Source organism: Sphingobium aromaticiconvertens (assembly GCF_037154075.1).
Classification (GTDB): domain Bacteria; phylum Pseudomonadota; class Alphaproteobacteria; order Sphingomonadales; family Sphingomonadaceae; genus Sphingobium; species Sphingobium aromaticiconvertens.
The window spans coordinates 2,295,421-2,313,929 of record NZ_JBANRJ010000001.1; the positions used below are offsets into that span (position 1 = coordinate 2,295,421).

The following is an 18,509-nucleotide window of genomic DNA, read 5'->3' on the forward strand; positions in this document are numbered from 1 at the left end:
ATATCGCTATGCGCGGGCGCCTCTCAATCTTGAGATCAAACTGGAGCTGGTCATGGGTTACAAGGTCGTCGTCGTTGGTGCCACGGGTAATGTGGGCCGCGAAATGCTGACCATTCTTGCCGAGCGGGAGTTCCCGATCGATGAGATCGCTGCCGTCGCGTCGTCCCGTTCGCAGGGGCTGACCGTCGATTTCGGCGAAACCGGCAAGACCATTAAATGCCAGAATATTGAACATTTCGACTTCACCGGCTGGGACATCGCCCTGTTCGCGGCGGGCAGCGGCCCGACGGCGGAATATGCGCCCAAGGCGGCGGCGGCCGGCTGCGTCGTGATCGACAACAGCTCGCTCTATCGCATGGACCCGGACGTGCCCCTGATCGTGCCCGAAGTGAACCCGGATGCGATCGATGGCTACAAGAAGAAGAACATCATCGCCAATCCCAACTGCTCGACCGCGCAGATGGTCGTGGCGTTGAAGCCGCTGCATGACGTTGCAAAGATCAAGCGCGTGGTCGTGTCGACATACCAGTCGGTGTCCGGCGCGGGCAAGGCGGGCATGGATGAGCTGTTCGAGCAGAGCCGCAACATCTTCGTCGGCGATCCGGCCGAGCCGAAGAAGTTCACCAAGCAGATCGCCTTCAACGTGATCCCGCACATCGACAGCTTCCTGGACGACGGTTCGACCAAGGAAGAGTGGAAGATGGTCGCGGAAACCAAGAAGATCCTCGATCCCAAGATCAAGCTGACCGCAACCTGCGTGCGCGTGCCGGTGTTCGTCGGCCACTCCGAAGCCATCAACATCGAGTTTGAGAACGAGATTTCGGCCAAGGAAGCCCAGGACATATTGCGCGAAGCCCCCGGCATCATGCTGGTCGATAAGCGCGAGGATGGCGGCTATATCACGCCGATCGAATGCGTCGGCGACTTCGCAACCTTCATCAGCCGCGTGCGGGAAGATTCGACCGTCGACAATGGCATCAACCTGTGGTGCGTCAGCGACAATCTCCGCAAGGGCGCGGCCCTGAATGCGGTGCAGATCGCTGAACTGCTGGGCCGTCGCCACCTCAAGAAGGGCTGATGTCCTCATGATCTCCGGTGCTGTCGCTGTCTGGAAAGCCCTTCCAACCGCGCAGCGCCGGATGATCGCGGCCCTGCTGGCCGCCGTTGCGCTCGCCAATATCGCGCAACCCTATCCCGACCTCGCCCCGCTCCAGCATGGGCCAACTATTCTGCTGCTGGTCGCCGCGCCGTGGTTGCTGCGCCGCTGGCCGCTCTCGACGCGTGCCATGGCGGGCATCGCCCTGTTCCTGGCGCTGCATACGTTGGGTGCCCGCTACATCTATAGCTATGTCCCCTATGACGACTGGGCGCGCGCGCTGATCGGGCATGACCTGTCGAGCCTCCTCGGCTGGACCCGCAACGGCTATGACCGGCTGGTGCATTTCGGCTTCGGCGCATTGCTGACCCTGCCACTGGCCGAAGGGTTGCGGCGACACGCTGGGATGAGCGCGCGAACCGCGCTGACCGTCGCCTTCGCCTTCATCGGCCTTGGCAGCGCGCTCTACGAAATTTTCGAATGGCTGCTAACGGTGATCGCGGCTGGCGAAACGGCGGACTATTATAACGGCCAGCAGGGCGATGTGTGGGACGCGCAGAAGGATATGGCCATCGCGCAACTGGGCAGCGCGCTTGCCGTGACGATCGCACTGGTCGCGCGCCGCCGCGCTCCCTATAGCTGATCCATGGCCACACCCCCCAGACCCAAATCCGCCCCCAAAAAAACCACAAAAGTCCGTCCCGCGGGCTTTCCCACCCGCGATCAGGTGATGGATTTCGTCACCACGTCCGACACACCGGCGGGCAAGCGTGAAATCGCCCGCGCCTTTGGCCTGAAAGGGCAGGAGAAGATCGCGCTCAAGGCGCTGCTCCGCGACATGGCGGACGAAGGGCTGCTGGACATCGGCCCGGCCCGCGCCTTTCACAAAATGGGCGGCGTGCCCAAGGTCACGGTGCTGCGGATCGTCGATGTCGACGATACCACCCTGATCGCCACGCCCGAACGCTGGGAGGCGGAGGGCCAGCCCGCCCCGCGCCTGCGCGTCATTGAGCGCGGCAAAAGGGGCGCACTGACCATCGGCGACCGCATATTGGCGCGGACCGAGGAAGCGGGGAAGGGCTGGGTCGCCCACCCGATGAAGAAGCTCGCCAAGGCGACGGAGATGTTGCTGGGCGTGGTCGAGGAACTGGCCGACGGCAAGCTGTGGCTGCGCCCGGTCGACAAGCGCATCCGCCGCGACACCCCGATCAGCGACATCGGCACCGCGAAAAAGGGCGACCTTGTCCTGGCCGAGCCGACCGGGCGGCCCCCACGCATCTCCGCCCGCGTCACCGACATATTGGGCGATCCCTTCGCCCCGCGCAGCTTCAGCCTGATCGCGATCCACAAACACGGCATCCCCAACGTCTTTTCCGACGCGACGGAGGAGGAGGCGCTGCTGGCGTCCGCTCTGCCCTTGCATGAGGATAAGCGCGAGGATCTGCGCCACCTGCCCATCGTCGCGATCGACCCGGTCGATGCGCGCGACCATGACGATGCGGTCTGGGCCGCGCCCGACGAAGACCCTGCCAATCCGGGCGGTTTCAAGGCGATCGTCGCCATCGCCGACGTCAGCTACTATGTCCGCCCCGGCAGCGCGCTCGACCGCGAAGCGCGTAAGCGCGGCAACAGCGTCTATTTCCCCGATCTGGTCGTGCCGATGCTCCCGCACCAATTATCCTCCGACATGTGCTCGCTTCGCGCGGGACAGGACCGGGCGGCGATGGCCTGCCATCTGACGATCAACGCGCAGGGCAAGGTGACGGGCTGGCGCTTCACCCGCGCCGTGATCCGCGTAGCCGCCGTGCTGGCCTATGAAAATGCGCAAGCCGCCATCGACGCTTCTTCTCCCCTCCCGCTTGCGGGAGGGGTCGGGGGAGGGCCTGTCGATGCACGTTCAGAACAGGCCCTCCCACCAGTGGGAGGGGCGCTTTTGGAAACCGCCCTCAAGCCGCTCTGGGCCTGCTGGCGCCTGCTGGAAAAGGCGCGCGATGCCCGTAATCCGCTGGCGCTGGACCTGCCGGAGCGGCGGGTGGTGCTGGACGAAAACGGCAAGATCGTCAGCGTCGCCGTGCGCGAGCGGCTGGACGCCCATCGGCTGATCGAGGATTATATGATCGCCGCCAACGTCGCCGCCGCCAAGGCGCTGGAGGCGAAGAAGATGCCGGTCATGTACCGCATCCATGAAGCCCCCAGTCGCGACAAGCTGGTGTCGCTCAAGGATTATCTCAAAACCTTCGACATCGACTTCGCGCTGGGGCAGGTGATCCGCCCCTCGACCTTCAACCATCTGATCACGAAGATCGAGGAGACGGAAGCCAAGCCGCAGATCATGGAACAGATATTGCGGACCCAGATGCAGGCCTATTACGGCCCGGAAAATGCCGGGCATTTCGGTCTGGCGCTGGGCAGCTACGCACATTTCACCTCGCCCATCCGCCGCTATGCAGACCTGCTGGTCCATCGGGCGCTGGTGGGCGGTTATGGGCTGGAACTGCCCGCGCCCAAGGGGAAACTGCCCGAAAAGAGCACGCTCAGCGCCGACGATTTCGCGGACATGGGCCGGATCGGCGAGGTCATCAGCCAGCTTGAACGCCGCGCGATGGAGGCGGAGCGCGAGACGATCGACCGCTATGTCGCCGCGTTTCTGGCGGTCCATGTCGGGGAAATCGTGCAGGCGCGGATCACCGGCGTCCAGAATTTCGGCTTCTTCGCCACGGTGGAGGGGCTGGGCGGCGACGGGCTGGTGCCGGTATCGACGCTGGGTGCGGAACGCTTTTTCTATGATGAAACTGGCAAAGCGCTGGAAGGCGTGGAGTCCGGTCAGCGCTATACCGTGGGACAGCGGCTGGAGTTGCGGCTGGCGGAGGCCGATCCCATCAACGGCGCACTACGTTTTGAACTGCCCGATGCGCCGGGACGTCCCGGCCCACGCAAATTCGACCGCACGCGTCCCGGCAGCAGGGGCGGGCCGGGGCAGGCGCGTGGTCGTCCCGCCAATGTTCGCCATATCGGCAGCGCGCGGGGCAAGCACAAGAAACGCTGATCATCCGCTAAGAGTCGGAGGACTTTTACCCTGATGGACTGGTTATCTTTAACTCAGCAAATCAATCGCCTCGCTGTCCAGTGATCCGGGGATGATCATGATCGGGCAGGGCATCCTGCCCGCATCCGCGCCCGCGAAATGGGCGACCAGCGTACCCGGCGGGCCGTGGGCGGCTGCGCCCAGGACGAGGGCGGCGACGTCGCTGCTTTCCTCCAGCATCTTGCGAACGATGGTCACGGCGTCGCCCTGCACGACGGTGATACTGGGGCGGATGCCGGATTCTGTGGTGAGTGCGCCCGCCGCGCCCGTCACCAGCGCTTCGGCCCGTTGGCGCGCTTCATCCTCTATCGTCGCCTGAACGCCGCCCCACTGGACGAATTCCGATGGGGGAATCAGTGCCAATATGCGGACTGCGCCACCGGTCTTGGCAGCCCGGCGCGCCGCAAAGCGCAGCGCCACTTCCGCCTCCGGCGTTTCGTCCACGACCACCAGATATGTCCGCACGATGTCTGTCCCCATAAAAAGTCGGACAAATCTCCTCTATTATGGCCTCAGGCGCAAGCCACGGCCTTGACCCTGTGGGCCAAAGAGTGGAAACGGGCATCCGTCATTCAGACGCTTTTCAGCGGATCAAGAGGCCCCCCAGCGCATGAGCATAAATATCCAGATGCCCGCCCTGTCCCCCACGATGGAAGAAGGGACGCTGGCCAAATGGCTGGTGAAGGAAGGGGACAAGGTATCCTCCGGCGACCTGCTCGCCGAAATCGAAACCGACAAGGCGACGATGGAGTTCGAGGCTATCGACGAAGGTGTGATCGCCAGGATCATGATTCCCGAAGGATCGGAAGGTGTGAAGGTCGGCACCATCATCGCGATTATCGCCGAAGAGGGTGAGGACGTGTCCGCCGCCACCAGCGGCGCAAAGGCAGAGGCCGCGCCCAAGCCGGATGCGACGCCCACACCTGTGGCCAAGGCCGAAACGCCTGCGAAGGCTGATCCGGTCCCGGCGAAGGCACAGGCTGCTGCCGCGCCTGCCGTTTCCTCCGGCGACCGCGTAAAGGCCAGCCCACTGGCCCGCCGTTTGGCCGAAGCAAAAGGCGTTGAGCTTTCGGGCGTCAGCGGTTCCGGTCCCAATGGCCGGATCGTCAAGGCGGACCTTGATGGCGCGAAGGCGTCGGCCCCGGTTGCCAAGGCGGCGCCTGCTGCCGCGCCTGCTCCAGTTGCGCAACCTGCGGCTGCCGCACAGGCCGCCAATGCCCAGGATTATGGCATCCCGCATGAAGCGGTGAAGCTGTCGGGCATGCGCAAGACGATCGCGCGCCGCCTGACCGAATCCAAGCAGCAAGTGCCGCATATCTACCTCACGGTCGATATTCAGCTCGACAAGCTGCTCAAGCTGCGCGGCGAATTGAACGCAGGGCTTTCGGGTCGTGGTGTCAAGCTGTCGGTCAACGACCTGCTGATCAAGGCGCTGGGCGTCGCGCTGATGCAGGTGCCCGAATGTAACGTCCAGTTTGCGGGCGACCAGTTGCTCAAGTTCCAGCGCGCTGACATTTCGGTGGCCGTGTCGATCCCCGGCGGCCTCATCACCCCGATCGTCACGGAAGCTGATGGCAAGGGCGTCGCCGCCATCTCGACCGTGATGAAGGATCTGGCCAGCCGTGCAAAGGACGGCAAGCTGAAGCCTGAAGAGTATCAGGGCGGCACCGCCTCGCTCTCCAACATGGGCATGTTCGGCATCAAGCAGTTCGAGGCCGTCATCAATCCGCCCCAGGCCATGATCATGGCGATCGGCGCGGGTGAGAAGCGTCCCTATGTGATCGATGACTCGCTCCAGATCGCGACCGTCATGTCCGCCACCGGCAGCTTCGATCACCGCGCGATCGATGGTGCGGATGGCGCCCGGTTGATGGCCGCGTTCAAGACGCTGGTCGAAAATCCGCTGGGAATGCTGGCCTGATGCGCCAGCCTGACGAGCAGCCGCCGGTCGAAAGCCCGGCGGTGCGCGTCATTGCCATGCCCGCCGACACCAATCCCTATGGGGATATATTCGGCGGCTGGTTGATGAGCCTGATGGATTCAGCGGCTGGATCGGTCGCCGCGCGGCACAGTCACGGCCGTGCCGTGACGATCGCGGTGGAGGGCATGACCTTCCTGCGTCCGGTCGTCGTCGGCGATGAAGTGTCGGTGTTCGCGACCCTGAAATCGGTTGGGCGCACCTCGATGAAGATCGCGGTGGAAGCCTGGCGGCGAACCCGCCACGACGACCGGTCCTATCGCGTGACGCAGGCCATCTTCACCTTCGTGGCGGTCGGCGAGGATCGCCAGCCGCGAACGGTGCCGCCGATGTCGTCCGAAACCGCGTGATTATATAGTTCACAAGACAAGAAGCGAGTTCCTCTATGGCTGATACCTATGACCTGATCGTCCTTGGCTCTGGCCCCGGTGGCTATGTCGCCGCCATTCGTGCCGCACAACTGGGCCTGAAAACCGCGATCGTCGAGCGCGAAAATCTGGGCGGCATCTGCCTCAACTGGGGCTGTATCCCGACCAAGGCGCTGCTGCGCTCGGCTGAAATCTTCCACTATATGCAGCACGCCAAGGATTATGGCCTGGCGGCCGAGAATATCAGCGCCGACATCGAAGCCGTGGTGAAACGTTCGCGCGGCGTCGCCAAGCAGCTTAATCAGGGCGTCACCCACCTGATGAAGAAGAACAAGATCACCGTCCACATGGGCGACGGCAAGCTGACCGGAAAGGGTAAGCTGACCGTCACGAAGGACGGCAAGACCGAGGAACTGACCGCCAGGCATATCATCATCGCCACCGGCGCCCGCGCCCGCGAACTGCCCGCCGCCAAGGCTGACGGCAAGCGCGTATGGACCTATCGCCACGCGATGACGCCGCCGGAAATGCCGACCAGGCTGCTGGTCATCGGATCGGGCGCGATCGGTATTGAATTTGCCAGCTTCTACAATGATATGGGCGCGGACGTCACGGTCGTCGAGATGATGGACCGGGTCGTGCCGGTCGAGGATGCGGACGTCTCTGCCTTTCTTGAAAAGGCCGTGAAGAAGCAGGGCATGACCGTCCTGACCAGCGCCAAGATTGAGAAGCTGACCGTCGGCGACAAGAGCGTCGCCGTGACCATCAAGGACAAGAGCGGCAAGGACATCGCGGCCGAGTACAGCCATGTCATCGTCGCCATCGGCATCGTCCCCAATGTCGAAAATCTTGGCCTTGAGGATGTCGGCGTCGAGCCGGACCAGCGTTTCCACATCAAGACGGACTCCTATGGCCGCACCAATGTCGAGGGCATCTGGGCGATCGGCGACGTCACCGCACCGCCATGGCTCGCGCACAAGGCCAGCCATGAAGGCGTGATCGTCGCTGAATCCATTGCCCAGGCCCTGGGCAACACGGATGTGCATCCCCACGCCATGGACCCGAAGAACATCCCCGGCTGCACCTATTGCCACCCGCAGATCGCGTCCGTCGGCCTGACCGAAGCGAAGGCGAAGGAAGCCGGATACGAAGTGAAGGTCGGCATGTTCCCCTTCATCGGCAACGGCAAGGCGATCGCGCTGGGCGAGCAGGAAGGCTTCACCAAGACCGTGTTCGACGCCAAGACGGGCGAACTGCTGGGCGCGCATATGATCGGCGCGGAAGTCACGGAAATGATCCAGGGCTATACGATCGGCAAGACGCTGGAGACGACCGAGGCGGAGCTGATGCACACGGTCTTCCCGCACCCGACCATCTCTGAATCCATGCACGAAAGCGTGCTCGCTGCTTATGGGCGGGCGCTGCATATCTAGAGCGATTTCTAATCAGACGAAATCGTCTGATGACTCGGAAATCGCGTCAAACCAACACATCAGGGCGGTTTGCAATCCGCTCTGATGTAACGCACCGATGGCGCGGCGCGGCTGCTCTGGCAGTCGCGCTGGCGCTGGTGCTGGCCATCGCGCTGCCCCAGCGCTGGGGCATTTTGACAGGATTGAACCGGGGGCTGATGACCGCCGCCGGTCAGGCGCGCGATACCGGTTTTGGCGCGTTGGCGACGCCGCTCATGCAGGCGGCGAGTTTCGTGGGCGAAACCGTTGGCCGCCTCGTGCTGCTGGCGGTCGCGATCGTCTGGCTGCTGGTCGGGCGACGTGGGTGGGACGCTTTGTGGCTGACAGCCACCGTGCTGGGCGGAACGCTCCTCAATCTGGCGCTCAAGCAGCTTTTCGCCGCGCCCCGGCCCGACCTGCTCCCACATCTGGACATCGTCCACAGCTATAGTTTTCCCAGCGGTCACGCGGCGGGCAATCTGATCTTCTTTGGCGCGATTGCCATGCTGGGCCGCCGCCGGGCAGGCTGGGCCATCGCGACGCTCTGTATCGCGCTTATCGGCGTCAGCCGGATATGGCTGGGCGTCCATTGGCCGAGCGATGTGACCGCTGGATGGGTCGAAGGCGTAGGCTGGCTGCTCTTTTGCGCGGCCTGGCAGGCTAAGACTCTTACTCGGCCATGACGATGGGCGCCGCCCCGCGCGCGGGCTTTTTGATGAAGATCAACAGCGGCAGCGACAACAGGCACAGGATCATCATCAGCTTGAAATCGTCCAGATAGGCGATCATCGCGGCCTGCTTGTTCACGATGCCGTCCAGCATCGCCATGACGCTGGACCCCGGCTGGCCAAGCGCCTGCAACTGGGTCGGGTCCATCGGCAGGTTATAGGGGGTGAGGGTCGCGGCCAGATCGGCATGGCTCACCTGAATGTTGCGCGCCAGCAGCGCCGTGACCACCGCGATCCCGACTGATGCGCCGATGTTGCGCGCCAGGTTGAACACGCCCGCCGCGTCTGTCCGCAGATGCGGGGGCAGGGTCGAAAAGGCGAGCAGGTTGATCGGCACGAAGGCAAGGCCCATGCCGACGCCCTGAAGGAAGCCGCTGAAAACGGGCGGTCGCCAGTCCATCTCCAAAGACCATCCCGTCATCATCCATAGCGAAAGGGACGTCATCATCATCCCCGCCGCGACCATCAGGCGCGCGTCGACCCGGCCAAGCAGCCGCGTGGCGCACGCCATCGTCAGGAATACGCCCACGCCGCGCGATGCCATCAGTTCGCCCGTATCCATCACTGAATAGCCGAACAGATTTTGCAGCATCGACGGCAACAGCGCCATCGCCGACATCATCACGATGCTGATGATGAACATGAAGAGCATGCCCGACGCGAGATTCCGGTCCCTCAGCATGGCGAGCGAAAAGATCGGGCTGCGGCTGGTCGCCAGATGGATGAGGAACATCCAGAAGGCGGCAAGCGCAATGCCGGCCTCCACCCATATCTCTGTCGAGGCGAACCAGTCGACATGCTGCCCCCGATCCAGCATCAACTGGAGCGCCGCGATCGACAGGCCGATCAGCGCCCAGCCGACGACATCGAACCGCGTGCGTTGCGTGGGCTTGTTGGGCAGCAGCATCCACATGCCGGTGAGCGACAATATACCCAGCGGAATATTGACGTAAAAGACCCAGCGCCAGTCGAAATTGTCGGTCAGCCAGCCACCCAGCACCGGTCCCATGATCGGTCCGATCACGACGCCCATGCCATAGAAGGACATGGCGCGCGCATGTTGCGAAGGCCGGTTCATGTCGAGCATTACCGCCTGCACCAATGGCCCAATGAACGCACCGCCCACGCCCTGAAGCACACGAAACAGGATCATCTGCGGCAGGTTGGCCGCCATGCCGCACAGGGCGGAGGCGAGTACGAAAAGCAGGGTGCAGCCAATGAACAACCGCCGCGCCCCGAATTGATTGGCCAGCCATCCGGTCGCGGGCAGGGCGATGGCGGAGGAAACGATATAGCTGGTCAAAACCCAGGATACCGAATCCTGGGTCGCGCCCAGTGATGCCTGCATATGCGGCAGGGCGACGTTGGCGATCGTCTGGTCCAGCACCTGCATCAGCATGGCGCCCATCACCGACAAAGTAAGCAGCAGCTTGTGCCGCACCACCAGGACGGGCACGTCATCCAGCGGGGCAGGAGATGCCACGTCGCTCATCGCCCAACCCGCTCCCTGCCACCCAGCCTGCCTGTCATTGCGGCTGGCGTCACCGGGGCCGGTCGCGGATGTCGATCGTGACTTCCGCGCTAAGGCCCGCGATCAACTGGCGCGGGGAGCGATCGTCGATGGCGATCCGCACGGGTACGCGCTGGGATACTTTGACCCAATTGCCATTGGCGTTCTGGGCGGGCAACACCGCAAATTCCGATCCGGTGCCCTGGCCTATGCTTTCCACATGGCCTTTGAGCGCCAACTCAGGATAGGCGTCGAAATGTACCGTGGCGGGTTGGCCGGGGCGAACATGATCGAGCTGCGTTTCCTTGAAATTGGCCTCCACCCAGCTACGCTCGCTGGCGACGACGCTGACGGCGGGCAGGCCCGTTATCATCATCTGCCCGACCTGAAGGCGGTTCGACTGGCTGATCCGGCCGGCTATGGGCGCGCGGACGGTGGCGCGCGACAGGTCCAGCGCGGCCTTTGACCGTTGCGCCTGTGCTGCCGCGACCGCCGGATTGACACCGGGCACCTGCGCGCCGGTCGTGAGCGCGGCCTGTGCCTTCTGCGCTTCGGCCCGTGCTTCGCTGACCCGCCAGATCGCGTTCTTGTACGTGTTGTCGGCCGCTTGCAGCTTCGCCTTGGTCGTAAAGCCGCGCGCCATCAATTCCTGTTGCCGGTCCAGTTCCGCCCTGGCGAAGCTGACGTCATTCTGCGCGCCCGCAATATCGACATCGCTGGTGCTAAGGTCGGTCCGCAATTCGGTCAACTTGACCTGCGCGGCGGCGACCTGCGCATTGGCCTGTTCCAGCGCGACACGATAGGGGTCGGGATCAATGCGAAACAGGATGTCGCCCGCCTTGACCTGCTGGTTCTCCCGCACGTTCACAGCGACGATTCGGCCGGCGACATCGCTGCTCACCGATACCACGTCCTGTTTCACATAAGCGTTATCGGTGCTGACGGAGCGTCCGCCGGTTATCCAGAACCACGCACCGACGGCGGCGATCAGCAGCGGCAACGACAGCAACAGCGCGATACGCCGGGGCGTGTAGCGCGACGGGGCGGGGGGCGCCTCTACCGGGTCCACCGGTATCGCCGTCCCGCTCTCCTTGATCGGGCGATCCGCTTCAGCCAACCTGCTTCTCCCTTGTCTCGAACCGCGCATCGTCCAGCAGATTATCCCGCAAACGTCCCAGCAGCGCGGCCAACTGAGCCTGTTCTGCACCATCAAGCCCGATCGTCGCCGTGCCAATGACACTGTCGGCGATGGTCTCGGCCTGTGTGATCAGGGTCATGGCGTCGGGCGTCACGAATAATTGCCACGCGCGCCGGTCGCCCGGATCGCGGCGCCGTTCGATCAGCGTCGCCGCTTCCAGCCGGTCGACCATGCGACAGGTGGTAATCGGTTCCACATCCATCTGATCCGCCAACTGCCCCTGGTTGATACCGGGATCACGCCGCACGAGGAACAACACGCGCCATTGCGGCCCGGTTATGCCGATATCGCGCGCCGCGCCGTCGAACCGCTTGCGCATCAGGCGGCTTACATCAGCAAGGCAGAAGGCGAGTGAGTCTGGCATGACGCTGCACATAATAAGCATAGTTATATTTGAAAAGACTTTTATCGGCCTTCTCGACAGGGGCGGCATTCGATCATATTCCGGCAACGAAGCCATCATCAGCCAGGAGTCAGGCAAGCGTGAGCGATTATCCGACCCAAAGCGTGAATATTGAGGGATGGGGCGGGCTTCCCATTGCCGTGCATATGATGGGCGAGGGCCGGGACGTTGTGCTGATCCACGGCTATTTCTCCAACGCTTTCACCAACTGGATTCGCTACGGCCATGCGGCGCAGATCGCTGCCCGCGGCTTTCGCGTGATCATGCCGGACCTGCGCGGGCATGGGGACAGCGGCAAGCCGCATGACGCGGCATCCTATCCGCCCGACGCGCTGATGGCGGACGGGCTGGCCCTGATCGAGCAGCTTGGCCTGACCGACTATGACCTTGGCGGCTATTCGCTGGGTGCGCGGACGGTGGTTCGGATGCTGGCCAATGGCGTGACGCCGCGCCGCGTCATCCTGTCGGGCATGGGGCTGGAGGGGCTGTTGCACACGTCCGGCCGGGGCAGCTATTTCCGGCATGTCCTTACCAATCTCGGCTCATTCGAACGCGGCACATCCGAATGGATGACCGAAGCCTTCCTCAAGACGACCAAGGGGGACGCAGAAGCGCTGCTGCGGATACTCGACACGTTCGTCGATACATCGCGGGAGGCCATCGCCGCGATTGCCCCGCCGGTGCTGGTGGTGAGCGGGGAAGACGACGATGATAACGGATCGTCGCAGGCGGTCGCGGATCTCGTGGCTGATGGCCGCTTTGTCAGCATCCCCGGCAATCATATGAGCGCGGTGATGCGAAAGGAACTGGGAGAGGCCATCGCCGACTTCATTGCTGCTTGACCGTGATTTAAGCGAGCGTCACTCTTCGTTGCATAGATGTACAGCAAGGGGGGACGCATCCCATGAAGATCGCTTGTTCAATCGCGGCGCTTGCCGCTGCGCTGGTCGCAACGCCCGTGGCCGCTCAGCAGGCCAAGCCCGTTTCCGGGCCTGCTTCCGGGCCTGCTCCGACAGCCGCCCAGGCAGAGGCTTTTCTTGGCGAGGCTGAGAAGGCGTTGTTCGACTTTTCCCTGATCAACGGCCGTGCGCAGTGGATCAATTCCACCTATATCACCGATGACAGCGACGCGCTGGCTGCCTATTTCGGGGCGATCAGCACGACGATGTCGGTCGATTATGCCCTTAAGGCGGCGAAATATGCGACAGCGCCCGGCCTGTCGGTTGAAACGACGCGGCGTCTGAACATGCTGCGCGGCGCATTGACCCTGCCCGCGCCGACGACGGCGGGTGCGGCGACGCAATTGAATGACCTCGCGACCCGGCTCCAGTCCGCTTATGGCAAGGGCAAGGGCACGTTGAAGGGCCAGCCGATCAACGGCAGCGATATCGAGGCCGAGATGGGGAGTAACCGCGACCCGCAGTTGCTCAAGGAAATGTGGGTCAGTTGGCACGACAATGTCGGCGCGCCGATGCGGGGTGATTATACCAGGCTGGTGGGAATCGCGAATGCCGGGGCGAAGGAGCTGGGCTATGCCGATACAGGCGCCATGTGGCGGTCGAAATATGACATGCCCGCCGACGATTTCGCCAAGCTGACCGACACATTATGGGCGGAGGTCAAGCCGCTCTATGACGAACTCCATTGCTACACGCGCGGTAAGCTGAACGAGAAATATGGCGACGCCGTGCAGCCTGCCAGCGGTCCGATCCGCGCCGACCTGCTGGGCAATATGTGGGCGCAGGAGTGGGGCAATATCTATGATGTCGTCGCACCCAGCGGGGCGGGCGACATTGGCTACGACATTGGTGCATTGCTGACGGCCAAGGGCTATGACCCCACAAAGATGGTGAAGGCGGGCGAGGGCTTTTACAGTTCGCTCGGTTTCGCACCGTTGCCCGCCAGCTTCTGGGAACGCTCGCAGATCGTAAAGCCCCGCGATCGGGAGGTTATCTGTCATGCCTCGGCCTGGGACATGGACAATAAGAACGACATCCGCATCAAGATGTGCACGAAGGTCAACAGCGACGATTTCGTGACCATTCACCATGAACTTGGCCATAATTATTATCAGCGCGCCTATCAGAACCACGCTGCCCTCTATCTGGATGGCGCCAATGACGGGTTCCATGAAGCGATCGGCGATTTCGTCGCTTTGTCGATCACGCCCGATTATCTGGTGAAGATCGGTCTGCTCGATCCCGCCAGCGTGCCGGGCGCGGACAAGGATATCGGCCTGCTGCTCCGAAAGGCGATGGACAAGGTCGCTTTCCTGCCCTTTGGCCTGCTGGTCGATAAATGGCGCTGGGGCGTGTTCGACGGGACGATCCCGGCGACGGGCTATGAGAAGGCCTGGAACGACCTGCGCCAGCAATATCAGGGCATCGTGCCACCGGTCCCGCGCGATGAGAGCAAGTTCGATCCAGGCGGCAAATATCATATTCCGGGCAACACGCCCTATACCCGCTACTTCCTCGCCGGGTTGCTCCAGTTCCAGTTCTATGAGGCTGCGTGCAGGCAGGCCGGGTGGAAAGGGCCGCTCCACCGCTGCTCCTTCTATGGCGACAGGAAAGTGGGCGCGAAGCTGAACGCCATGCTGGAGATGGGCGCATCGAAGCCGTGGCCGGACGCGCTGCAGGCCTTTACCGGCAGCCGTGAAATATCGGGCAAGGCGATGACGGCCTATTTCGCGCCACTATCCAAGTGGCTGAAAGAACAAAATAAGGGGAAACAGTGCGGCTGGTAATGATGATGCAGGCCCGCTAGGCTCCTGGTCATGAGCGTTGCATCCGTTGTCTTGTCCCTTTTGTTCGGCACCAGTGTGATTATGACGATCGCGATGGGGGTCGCATGGCTGCATTTCGGTCGGCAAAAGCATGTGCTGACCTGGACGGCAGCGTATGCGGTCTCGATTGTCCAGTGGCTGGCCAATGCTGGCGGCTTTTTCCTGCACAGTTGGCCCTTGTACATGGTGACCGGCGTTGGGCTGGTGGTGAGCGCATCGCTGTTGGCGGTAGGCATACGCCAGCGGTCGGGCCGTCCTGTCCCGGTCGCCTTGCTGGGCATTCCTGCGGGAATCGCGATCGTGGCGACGGCGATCGCTCTCTCGCCCATGGGCAGCCAGGCGATGCAGGGGATGATCATCCCCGTCTATGTCGGCGTGTTGATTTTGATCAGCGCCGTGTCGCTTTGGCCGCGAAAGCGACCCTTTACAGCGCCGGAACTGGGCTTTTTCGCGATATTGATACTATATGCCATCTGTCAGGGTGCCTTGGCTGCGTCGGCGGCGCTGATCCGGGGGCCGGAAGAGGGCAAGGAACTGTATCGCGCCATATTGGGCCTGTTCATGCCCACCATCTATGTCGGTACGGGCGTTTCGGCGGTGCTGGTCGTCGCGGGCGACCTGGCTGAAAAGCTGCGGCGACAGGTCAGCCATGATCCGCTGACCGGCATTCTCAACCGGCGGGGCCTTGAGGATGCGACCATGCGCGCCATCGCCAACGCGCATCGGCACAAGCGCGCCCTGTCCATAGTCGTTTGCGACCTTGATGGGTTCAAGGCGCTGAATGACACCCATGGCCATATCGCTGGTGACGATGCGTTGCGCGCCTTTGCCTACTTGCTGATCGCGGCCATGCGACGCGGCGATGTGGTCGGTCGCATGGGCGGCGATGAGTTTGGCGTACTCCTGGTCGACACCACGGCAGACGCTGCCGCCGAAGTGATGGAGCGGGTGCGGAGTGAAACCCAGTGCCTTACGCTTGACCGGTCACCGGGCCTGCAACTCCGCGCGAGTTTCGGCATCGCCCAGATCGAGGCTGCGGATGTCAGCCTGAACGATCTTGTAGCCCGAGCCGACGCAGCGCTCTATGCCGCCAAAAATGCCGGCAGGGATCGCATCAATGTGTGGCGCCAGGCGGCCTAAGCCGCCAATAAACCAGTACCAAGGGCCTGAACTCTATCGAAAGGGTGGCTCGTTGAAGGCGCGCAGTTTGCGGCTGTGCAGCTTTGCCCCTTCTTTCCGCAGCAGTTCGCATGTCTCCAGCCCCACGCGCAGATGGCCCGCAATCGCCTCTTCGTAAAAGCGGTTGGCCTGCCCCGGCAGCTTCAGTTCGCCATGGATCGGCTTGTCCGACACGCACAGCAATGTGCCATAGGGGACGCGGAAACGATAACCCTGCGCTGCGATCGTCGCGCTTTCCATGTCGATGCCGACCGCGCGCGACAGGCTGAAACGCAGGGCCGATTTTGAATAGCGCAATTCCCAGTTGCGATCGTCGGTCGTGACCACCGTGCCCGTCCGCAGACGGCGCTTGAAATCCTCCGGGTCGCCGCTGCCCAGCACATGCTCGGCCGCCTGCGCCATCGCCACCTGCACCTCTGCAATGGCCGGGACGGGGATTTCGGGCGGCAGCATCTCGTCCAGCACATGGTCGTCGCGCAGATAGGCGTGGGCCAGCACATAGTCGCCGATCCGCTGGCTGGGGCGCAGGCCGCCGCAATGGCCGATCATCAGCCACGCTTCCGGGCGGACCACCGCCAGATGGTCGCAGATCGTCTTTGCGTTTGACGGGCCGACGCCGATATTGACCAGCGTGATGCCGCTGCGGTCCGGTGCGATCAGGTGATAGGCGGGCATCTGATGCCGCCGCCATGCACTGTCGGCGACCATCCGGGCCGGGTCGGCGGTTTCGGGCGTGACAAAGACGCCGCCCGCACCGGACAGGGCGGTGTAGCGCGTTCCCTCCTGCTTCAACTGATCGCAGGCCCAGGTCACGAACTCATCGACATAGCGATGATAGTTGGTGAACAGGATGTATCGCTGCACATGCTCGGCGGGGGTGCCGGTATAATGTTTCAGCCGGGCGAGCGAGAAGTCGGTCCGCAGCCCGTCGAACAGTGCCAGCGGCCGGTCGCCCTCGGCGTCGGGCATGAACAGTCCGTCGGCGATTTCATCCCCGATTTCCGCCAGTTCGGTCGCGGGGAAATGGCGCGCCAGTTCGGTCGGCGGAATGCCTTCCAGCGCGCTCATGTCCAGCCCGTCCAGCACATAGGGAAAGGGGATCTGCTGATCGCTAAGGCCCGTTTCCACCTCAACACCATAGTCGCGGACGAGCAGGTCGATCTGTTCGGCCAGATAGTCCGCAAACATGGCAGGGCGCGTAACGGTGGTCACATAACGGCCCGGACGCGACAGGCGGGCAAAGGATCGCCCCGATGGCGGGGCGTCGGCCTCACCGCGATGGGTAATGCGTAGCTCAGGGTAGCAGAAGCGGCGATCGGCCCGTGCGTCCGCCCCCGGCACGCTGCCGTCGCGGGCATAGGCGCGCATCGCGTCGCGCAGGCTTTCGATACTGGTCTGGTAGATATCGTCCAGTTGGGCGACGGTAACGGTGCCAATGCTTTTGTTCATGTCCCTTTGGTAGCGCGATTGCGTGACAAGCGAAAGATGGCCAGCCCAGACAGCAAGAATGACGGATTGGAAAGGTTCGGAAACAAAAGCACAACCAATGTTTAAAGCCCCAAAGGCTAGGCAGAGCGCCATGCTGCGCTTCTACCTCACCATAGATACCGAATTGTCGGCGGAACATTTCCGCCGCCACGGTCGTGCGGGCATTGAGGATGGTTTCGCGCGCGGCATCATGGGGCGAACGGCGACGGGCGACTTCGGTATCGTTCACCAGATGGCGGTGCTGGACGATCATGGGCTGAAGGGGTGTTTCTTCGTCGATCCGATGCCCGCTTTGGTTTGCGGCGTGGATGTCATCAGGCGGATCGTCGATCCTATATTGACGCGTGGCCATGACGTGCAGTTGCATGCACATAGCGAATGGCTGGCCTTTGCCGATCCGGCGCAGTCACCAACGGGCGGACGGACCGGGCGCAACATGCGCGACTTTTCGCTGGTGGACCAATGCGCCATATTGGCGTTCGGGACTGAAACGCTGGTAGAGGCGGGGGCGCCAGCCCCCGTCGCCTTTCGCGCGGGCAATTATGGCGCCAATGACGACACGCTGCGCGCGCTGGCGGTGCTTGGCATTCCCTATGACAGCAGTTTTCCGCCCGGAATCGCCCGGTCCGATTGCAGGATCGACCTGCCGCGCGAGACTATCGCGCCGGTGCGGCGTCTGGGCGTGATCGAAGTCCCGATCGCGGCGATCGGCGCGGCGCGGGGCGGGCTGCGGCACGGGCAGGTGACGGCGATTTCCGCGTGGGAGTTGCAGGCCGCTCTGGACCATGGCGTGGCGCAGGGGCGGTCGGGCCTGACGCTGGTTTCGCACAGTTTCGAACTGCTGTGCCGGCGGCGCTTGCGGGAAAACCGGGTCGTCGCGGCACGGTTCGAGCGGATGTGCGCTACCGTCGCTGCCCATGAAGGGGTGGCGTCGGGCACCTATGCCGATCATCCGCCTGCCGATCCACTGGGCAGTGACGGGCGCGGCGGCGTGGTGTCGCATGACCCGGTTCGGACCATGTTCCGGCTGGGCGAGCAGTTTGCGACCAACCAGCTTTATGGAGAAAATTCGCGTCCGATCGCCCCCGGCGCGGGGCTGGCGGCAAGGGCGCACGATCTGGCTGCGGTGCGCGACCAGTTGCTGGCGAACCTGCCTCTGCAACATCTGGCGCTGGATCTGGTCTCAGCCCTTTGATCGCTGCTGTCTGCGTCAGGCACGCGCGACCTTAACCCAATATAA

The 18,509-nt window shown here is 63.2% G+C and carries 16 protein-coding genes; 11 read left to right on the top strand and 5 right to left on the bottom strand.

The window, feature by feature from the left end:
* Positions 1-52: 52 nt before the first annotated feature.
* From WFR25_RS11035 to WFR25_RS11045, 3 genes are read left to right on the top strand one after another with little or no spacing between them, the layout of a single operon-like run.
* Positions 53-1,078, top strand: coding sequence for an aspartate-semialdehyde dehydrogenase (locus tag WFR25_RS11035; RefSeq protein ID WP_336970926.1), 1,026 nt, complete (start codon positions 53-55; stop codon positions 1,076-1,078).
* A gap of 7 nt (positions 1,079-1,085) precedes the next feature.
* A complete protein-coding gene (locus tag WFR25_RS11040; protein ID WP_336970927.1) occupies positions 1,086-1,739 on the top strand; it encodes a DUF2238 domain-containing protein in 654 nt (217 codons plus the stop codon).
* Positions 1,740-1,742: 3 nt separating this feature from the next.
* The gene (locus tag WFR25_RS11045; protein ID WP_336970928.1) at positions 1,743-4,142 is read left to right on the top strand and encodes a ribonuclease R family protein; all 2,400 of its coding nucleotides are present in this window, start codon (positions 1,743-1,745) and stop codon (positions 4,140-4,142) included.
* 48 nt (positions 4,143-4,190) lie between these two features.
* Here WFR25_RS11045 and WFR25_RS11050 read toward each other — a convergent pair whose 3' ends face one another.
* Entirely contained in the window at positions 4,191-4,646 is a 456-nt protein-coding gene (locus tag WFR25_RS11050; protein ID WP_336970929.1) for a universal stress protein, read from the bottom strand.
* A 145-nt stretch (positions 4,647-4,791) separates the two neighbouring features.
* Between WFR25_RS11050 and WFR25_RS11055 the strand changes: the two genes are divergently transcribed.
* The 4 genes from WFR25_RS11055 to WFR25_RS11070 are packed head-to-tail and all read left to right on the top strand — an operon-like array spanning position 4,792 to position 8,661.
* Entirely contained in the window at positions 4,792-6,102 is a 1,311-nt protein-coding gene (locus tag WFR25_RS11055) for a pyruvate dehydrogenase complex dihydrolipoamide acetyltransferase (protein WP_336970930.1), read from the top strand.
* Positions 6,102-6,509: an acyl-CoA thioesterase gene (locus tag WFR25_RS11060; RefSeq protein WP_336970931.1), complete on the top strand. Its 408-nt coding sequence runs from the start codon at positions 6,102-6,104 to the stop codon at positions 6,507-6,509. Before WFR25_RS11055 ends, WFR25_RS11060 begins: the two co-directional genes overlap by 1 nt.
* A gap of 35 nt (positions 6,510-6,544) precedes the next feature.
* Positions 6,545-7,960, top strand: a complete 1,416-nt coding sequence (gene lpdA, locus WFR25_RS11065; protein WP_336970932.1) for a dihydrolipoyl dehydrogenase — start codon at positions 6,545-6,547, stop codon at positions 7,958-7,960.
* Positions 7,961-7,989: 29 nt separating this feature from the next.
* A complete protein-coding gene (locus WFR25_RS11070; RefSeq protein ID WP_336970933.1) occupies positions 7,990-8,661 on the top strand; it encodes a phosphatase PAP2 family protein in 672 nt (223 codons plus the stop codon).
* Here WFR25_RS11070 and WFR25_RS11075 read toward each other — a convergent pair.
* Genes WFR25_RS11075 through WFR25_RS11085 form a run of 3 tightly spaced genes read right to left on the bottom strand, consistent with a single transcriptional unit; the run spans position 8,648 to position 11,778 of the window.
* A complete protein-coding gene (locus WFR25_RS11075; RefSeq protein ID WP_336970934.1) occupies positions 8,648-10,198 on the bottom strand; it encodes a DHA2 family efflux MFS transporter permease subunit in 1,551 nt (516 codons plus the stop codon). The genes WFR25_RS11070 and WFR25_RS11075 overlap by 14 nt on opposite strands.
* 49 nt (positions 10,199-10,247) lie before the next feature.
* On the bottom strand, positions 10,248-11,333 hold the full coding sequence (locus WFR25_RS11080; RefSeq protein WP_336970936.1) for an HlyD family secretion protein: 1,086 nt from the start codon (positions 11,331-11,333) through the stop codon (positions 10,248-10,250).
* Complete coding sequence (locus tag WFR25_RS11085; protein WP_336970937.1) at positions 11,326-11,778, bottom strand: MarR family winged helix-turn-helix transcriptional regulator; 453 nt, start codon at positions 11,776-11,778, stop codon at positions 11,326-11,328. Before WFR25_RS11085 ends, WFR25_RS11080 begins: the two co-directional genes overlap by 8 nt.
* Positions 11,779-11,897: 119 nt before the next feature.
* Here WFR25_RS11085 and WFR25_RS11090 point away from each other — a divergent pair, with 119 nt between their 5' ends.
* The 3 genes from WFR25_RS11090 (at position 11,898) to WFR25_RS11100 (ending at position 15,742) form a co-directional block, all read left to right on the top strand.
* Positions 11,898-12,659, top strand: coding sequence for an alpha/beta fold hydrolase (locus WFR25_RS11090; protein WP_336970938.1), 762 nt, complete (start codon positions 11,898-11,900; stop codon positions 12,657-12,659).
* A gap of 62 nt (positions 12,660-12,721) precedes the next feature.
* Entirely contained in the window at positions 12,722-14,563 is a 1,842-nt protein-coding gene (locus tag WFR25_RS11095; RefSeq protein ID WP_336970939.1) for a M2 family metallopeptidase, read from the top strand.
* A gap of 30 nt (positions 14,564-14,593) precedes the next feature.
* The gene (locus WFR25_RS11100) at positions 14,594-15,742 is read left to right on the top strand and encodes a GGDEF domain-containing protein (protein WP_336970940.1); all 1,149 of its coding nucleotides are present in this window, start codon (positions 14,594-14,596) and stop codon (positions 15,740-15,742) included.
* A 33-nt stretch (positions 15,743-15,775) separates the two neighbouring features.
* Here WFR25_RS11100 and WFR25_RS11105 read toward each other — a convergent pair whose 3' ends face one another.
* Entirely contained in the window at positions 15,776-17,230 is a 1,455-nt protein-coding gene (locus WFR25_RS11105; RefSeq protein WP_336970942.1) for an AMP nucleosidase, read from the bottom strand.
* 130 nt (positions 17,231-17,360) lie between these two features.
* On the opposite strand from WFR25_RS11105, the gene WFR25_RS11110 reads away from it, so the two are divergent.
* On the top strand, positions 17,361-18,464 hold the full coding sequence (locus tag WFR25_RS11110) for a polysaccharide deacetylase family protein (RefSeq protein ID WP_336970943.1): 1,104 nt from the start codon (positions 17,361-17,363) through the stop codon (positions 18,462-18,464).
* Positions 18,465-18,509: the final 45 nt, after the last annotated feature.

Coding starts and splice junctions, on each gene's coding strand:
- WFR25_RS11055 (WP_336970930.1), top strand. CDS start 4,792: ATGAGCATAAATATCCAGATGCCCGCCCTGTCCCCCACGATGGAAGAA.
- lpdA (WP_336970932.1), top strand. CDS start 6,545: ATGGCTGATACCTATGACCTGATCGTCCTTGGCTCTGGCCCCGGTGGC.
- WFR25_RS11095 (WP_336970939.1), top strand. CDS start 12,722: ATGAAGATCGCTTGTTCAATCGCGGCGCTTGCCGCTGCGCTGGTCGCA.
- WFR25_RS11035 (WP_336970926.1), top strand. CDS start 53: ATGGGTTACAAGGTCGTCGTCGTTGGTGCCACGGGTAATGTGGGCCGC.
- WFR25_RS11045 (WP_336970928.1), top strand. CDS start 1,743: ATGGCCACACCCCCCAGACCCAAATCCGCCCCCAAAAAAACCACAAAA.
- WFR25_RS11085 (WP_336970937.1), bottom strand. CDS start 11,778: ATGCCAGACTCACTCGCCTTCTGCCTTGCTGATGTAAGCCGCCTGATG.
- WFR25_RS11070 (WP_336970933.1), top strand. CDS start 7,990: ATGACTCGGAAATCGCGTCAAACCAACACATCAGGGCGGTTTGCAATC.
- WFR25_RS11110 (WP_336970943.1), top strand. CDS start 17,361: ATGCTGCGCTTCTACCTCACCATAGATACCGAATTGTCGGCGGAACAT.
- WFR25_RS11040 (WP_336970927.1), top strand. CDS start 1,086: ATGATCTCCGGTGCTGTCGCTGTCTGGAAAGCCCTTCCAACCGCGCAG.
- WFR25_RS11105 (WP_336970942.1), bottom strand. CDS start 17,230: ATGAACAAAAGCATTGGCACCGTTACCGTCGCCCAACTGGACGATATC.
- WFR25_RS11100 (WP_336970940.1), top strand. CDS start 14,594: ATGAGCGTTGCATCCGTTGTCTTGTCCCTTTTGTTCGGCACCAGTGTG.
- WFR25_RS11075 (WP_336970934.1), bottom strand. CDS start 10,198: ATGAGCGACGTGGCATCTCCTGCCCCGCTGGATGACGTGCCCGTCCTG.
- WFR25_RS11060 (WP_336970931.1), top strand. CDS start 6,102: ATGCGCCAGCCTGACGAGCAGCCGCCGGTCGAAAGCCCGGCGGTGCGC.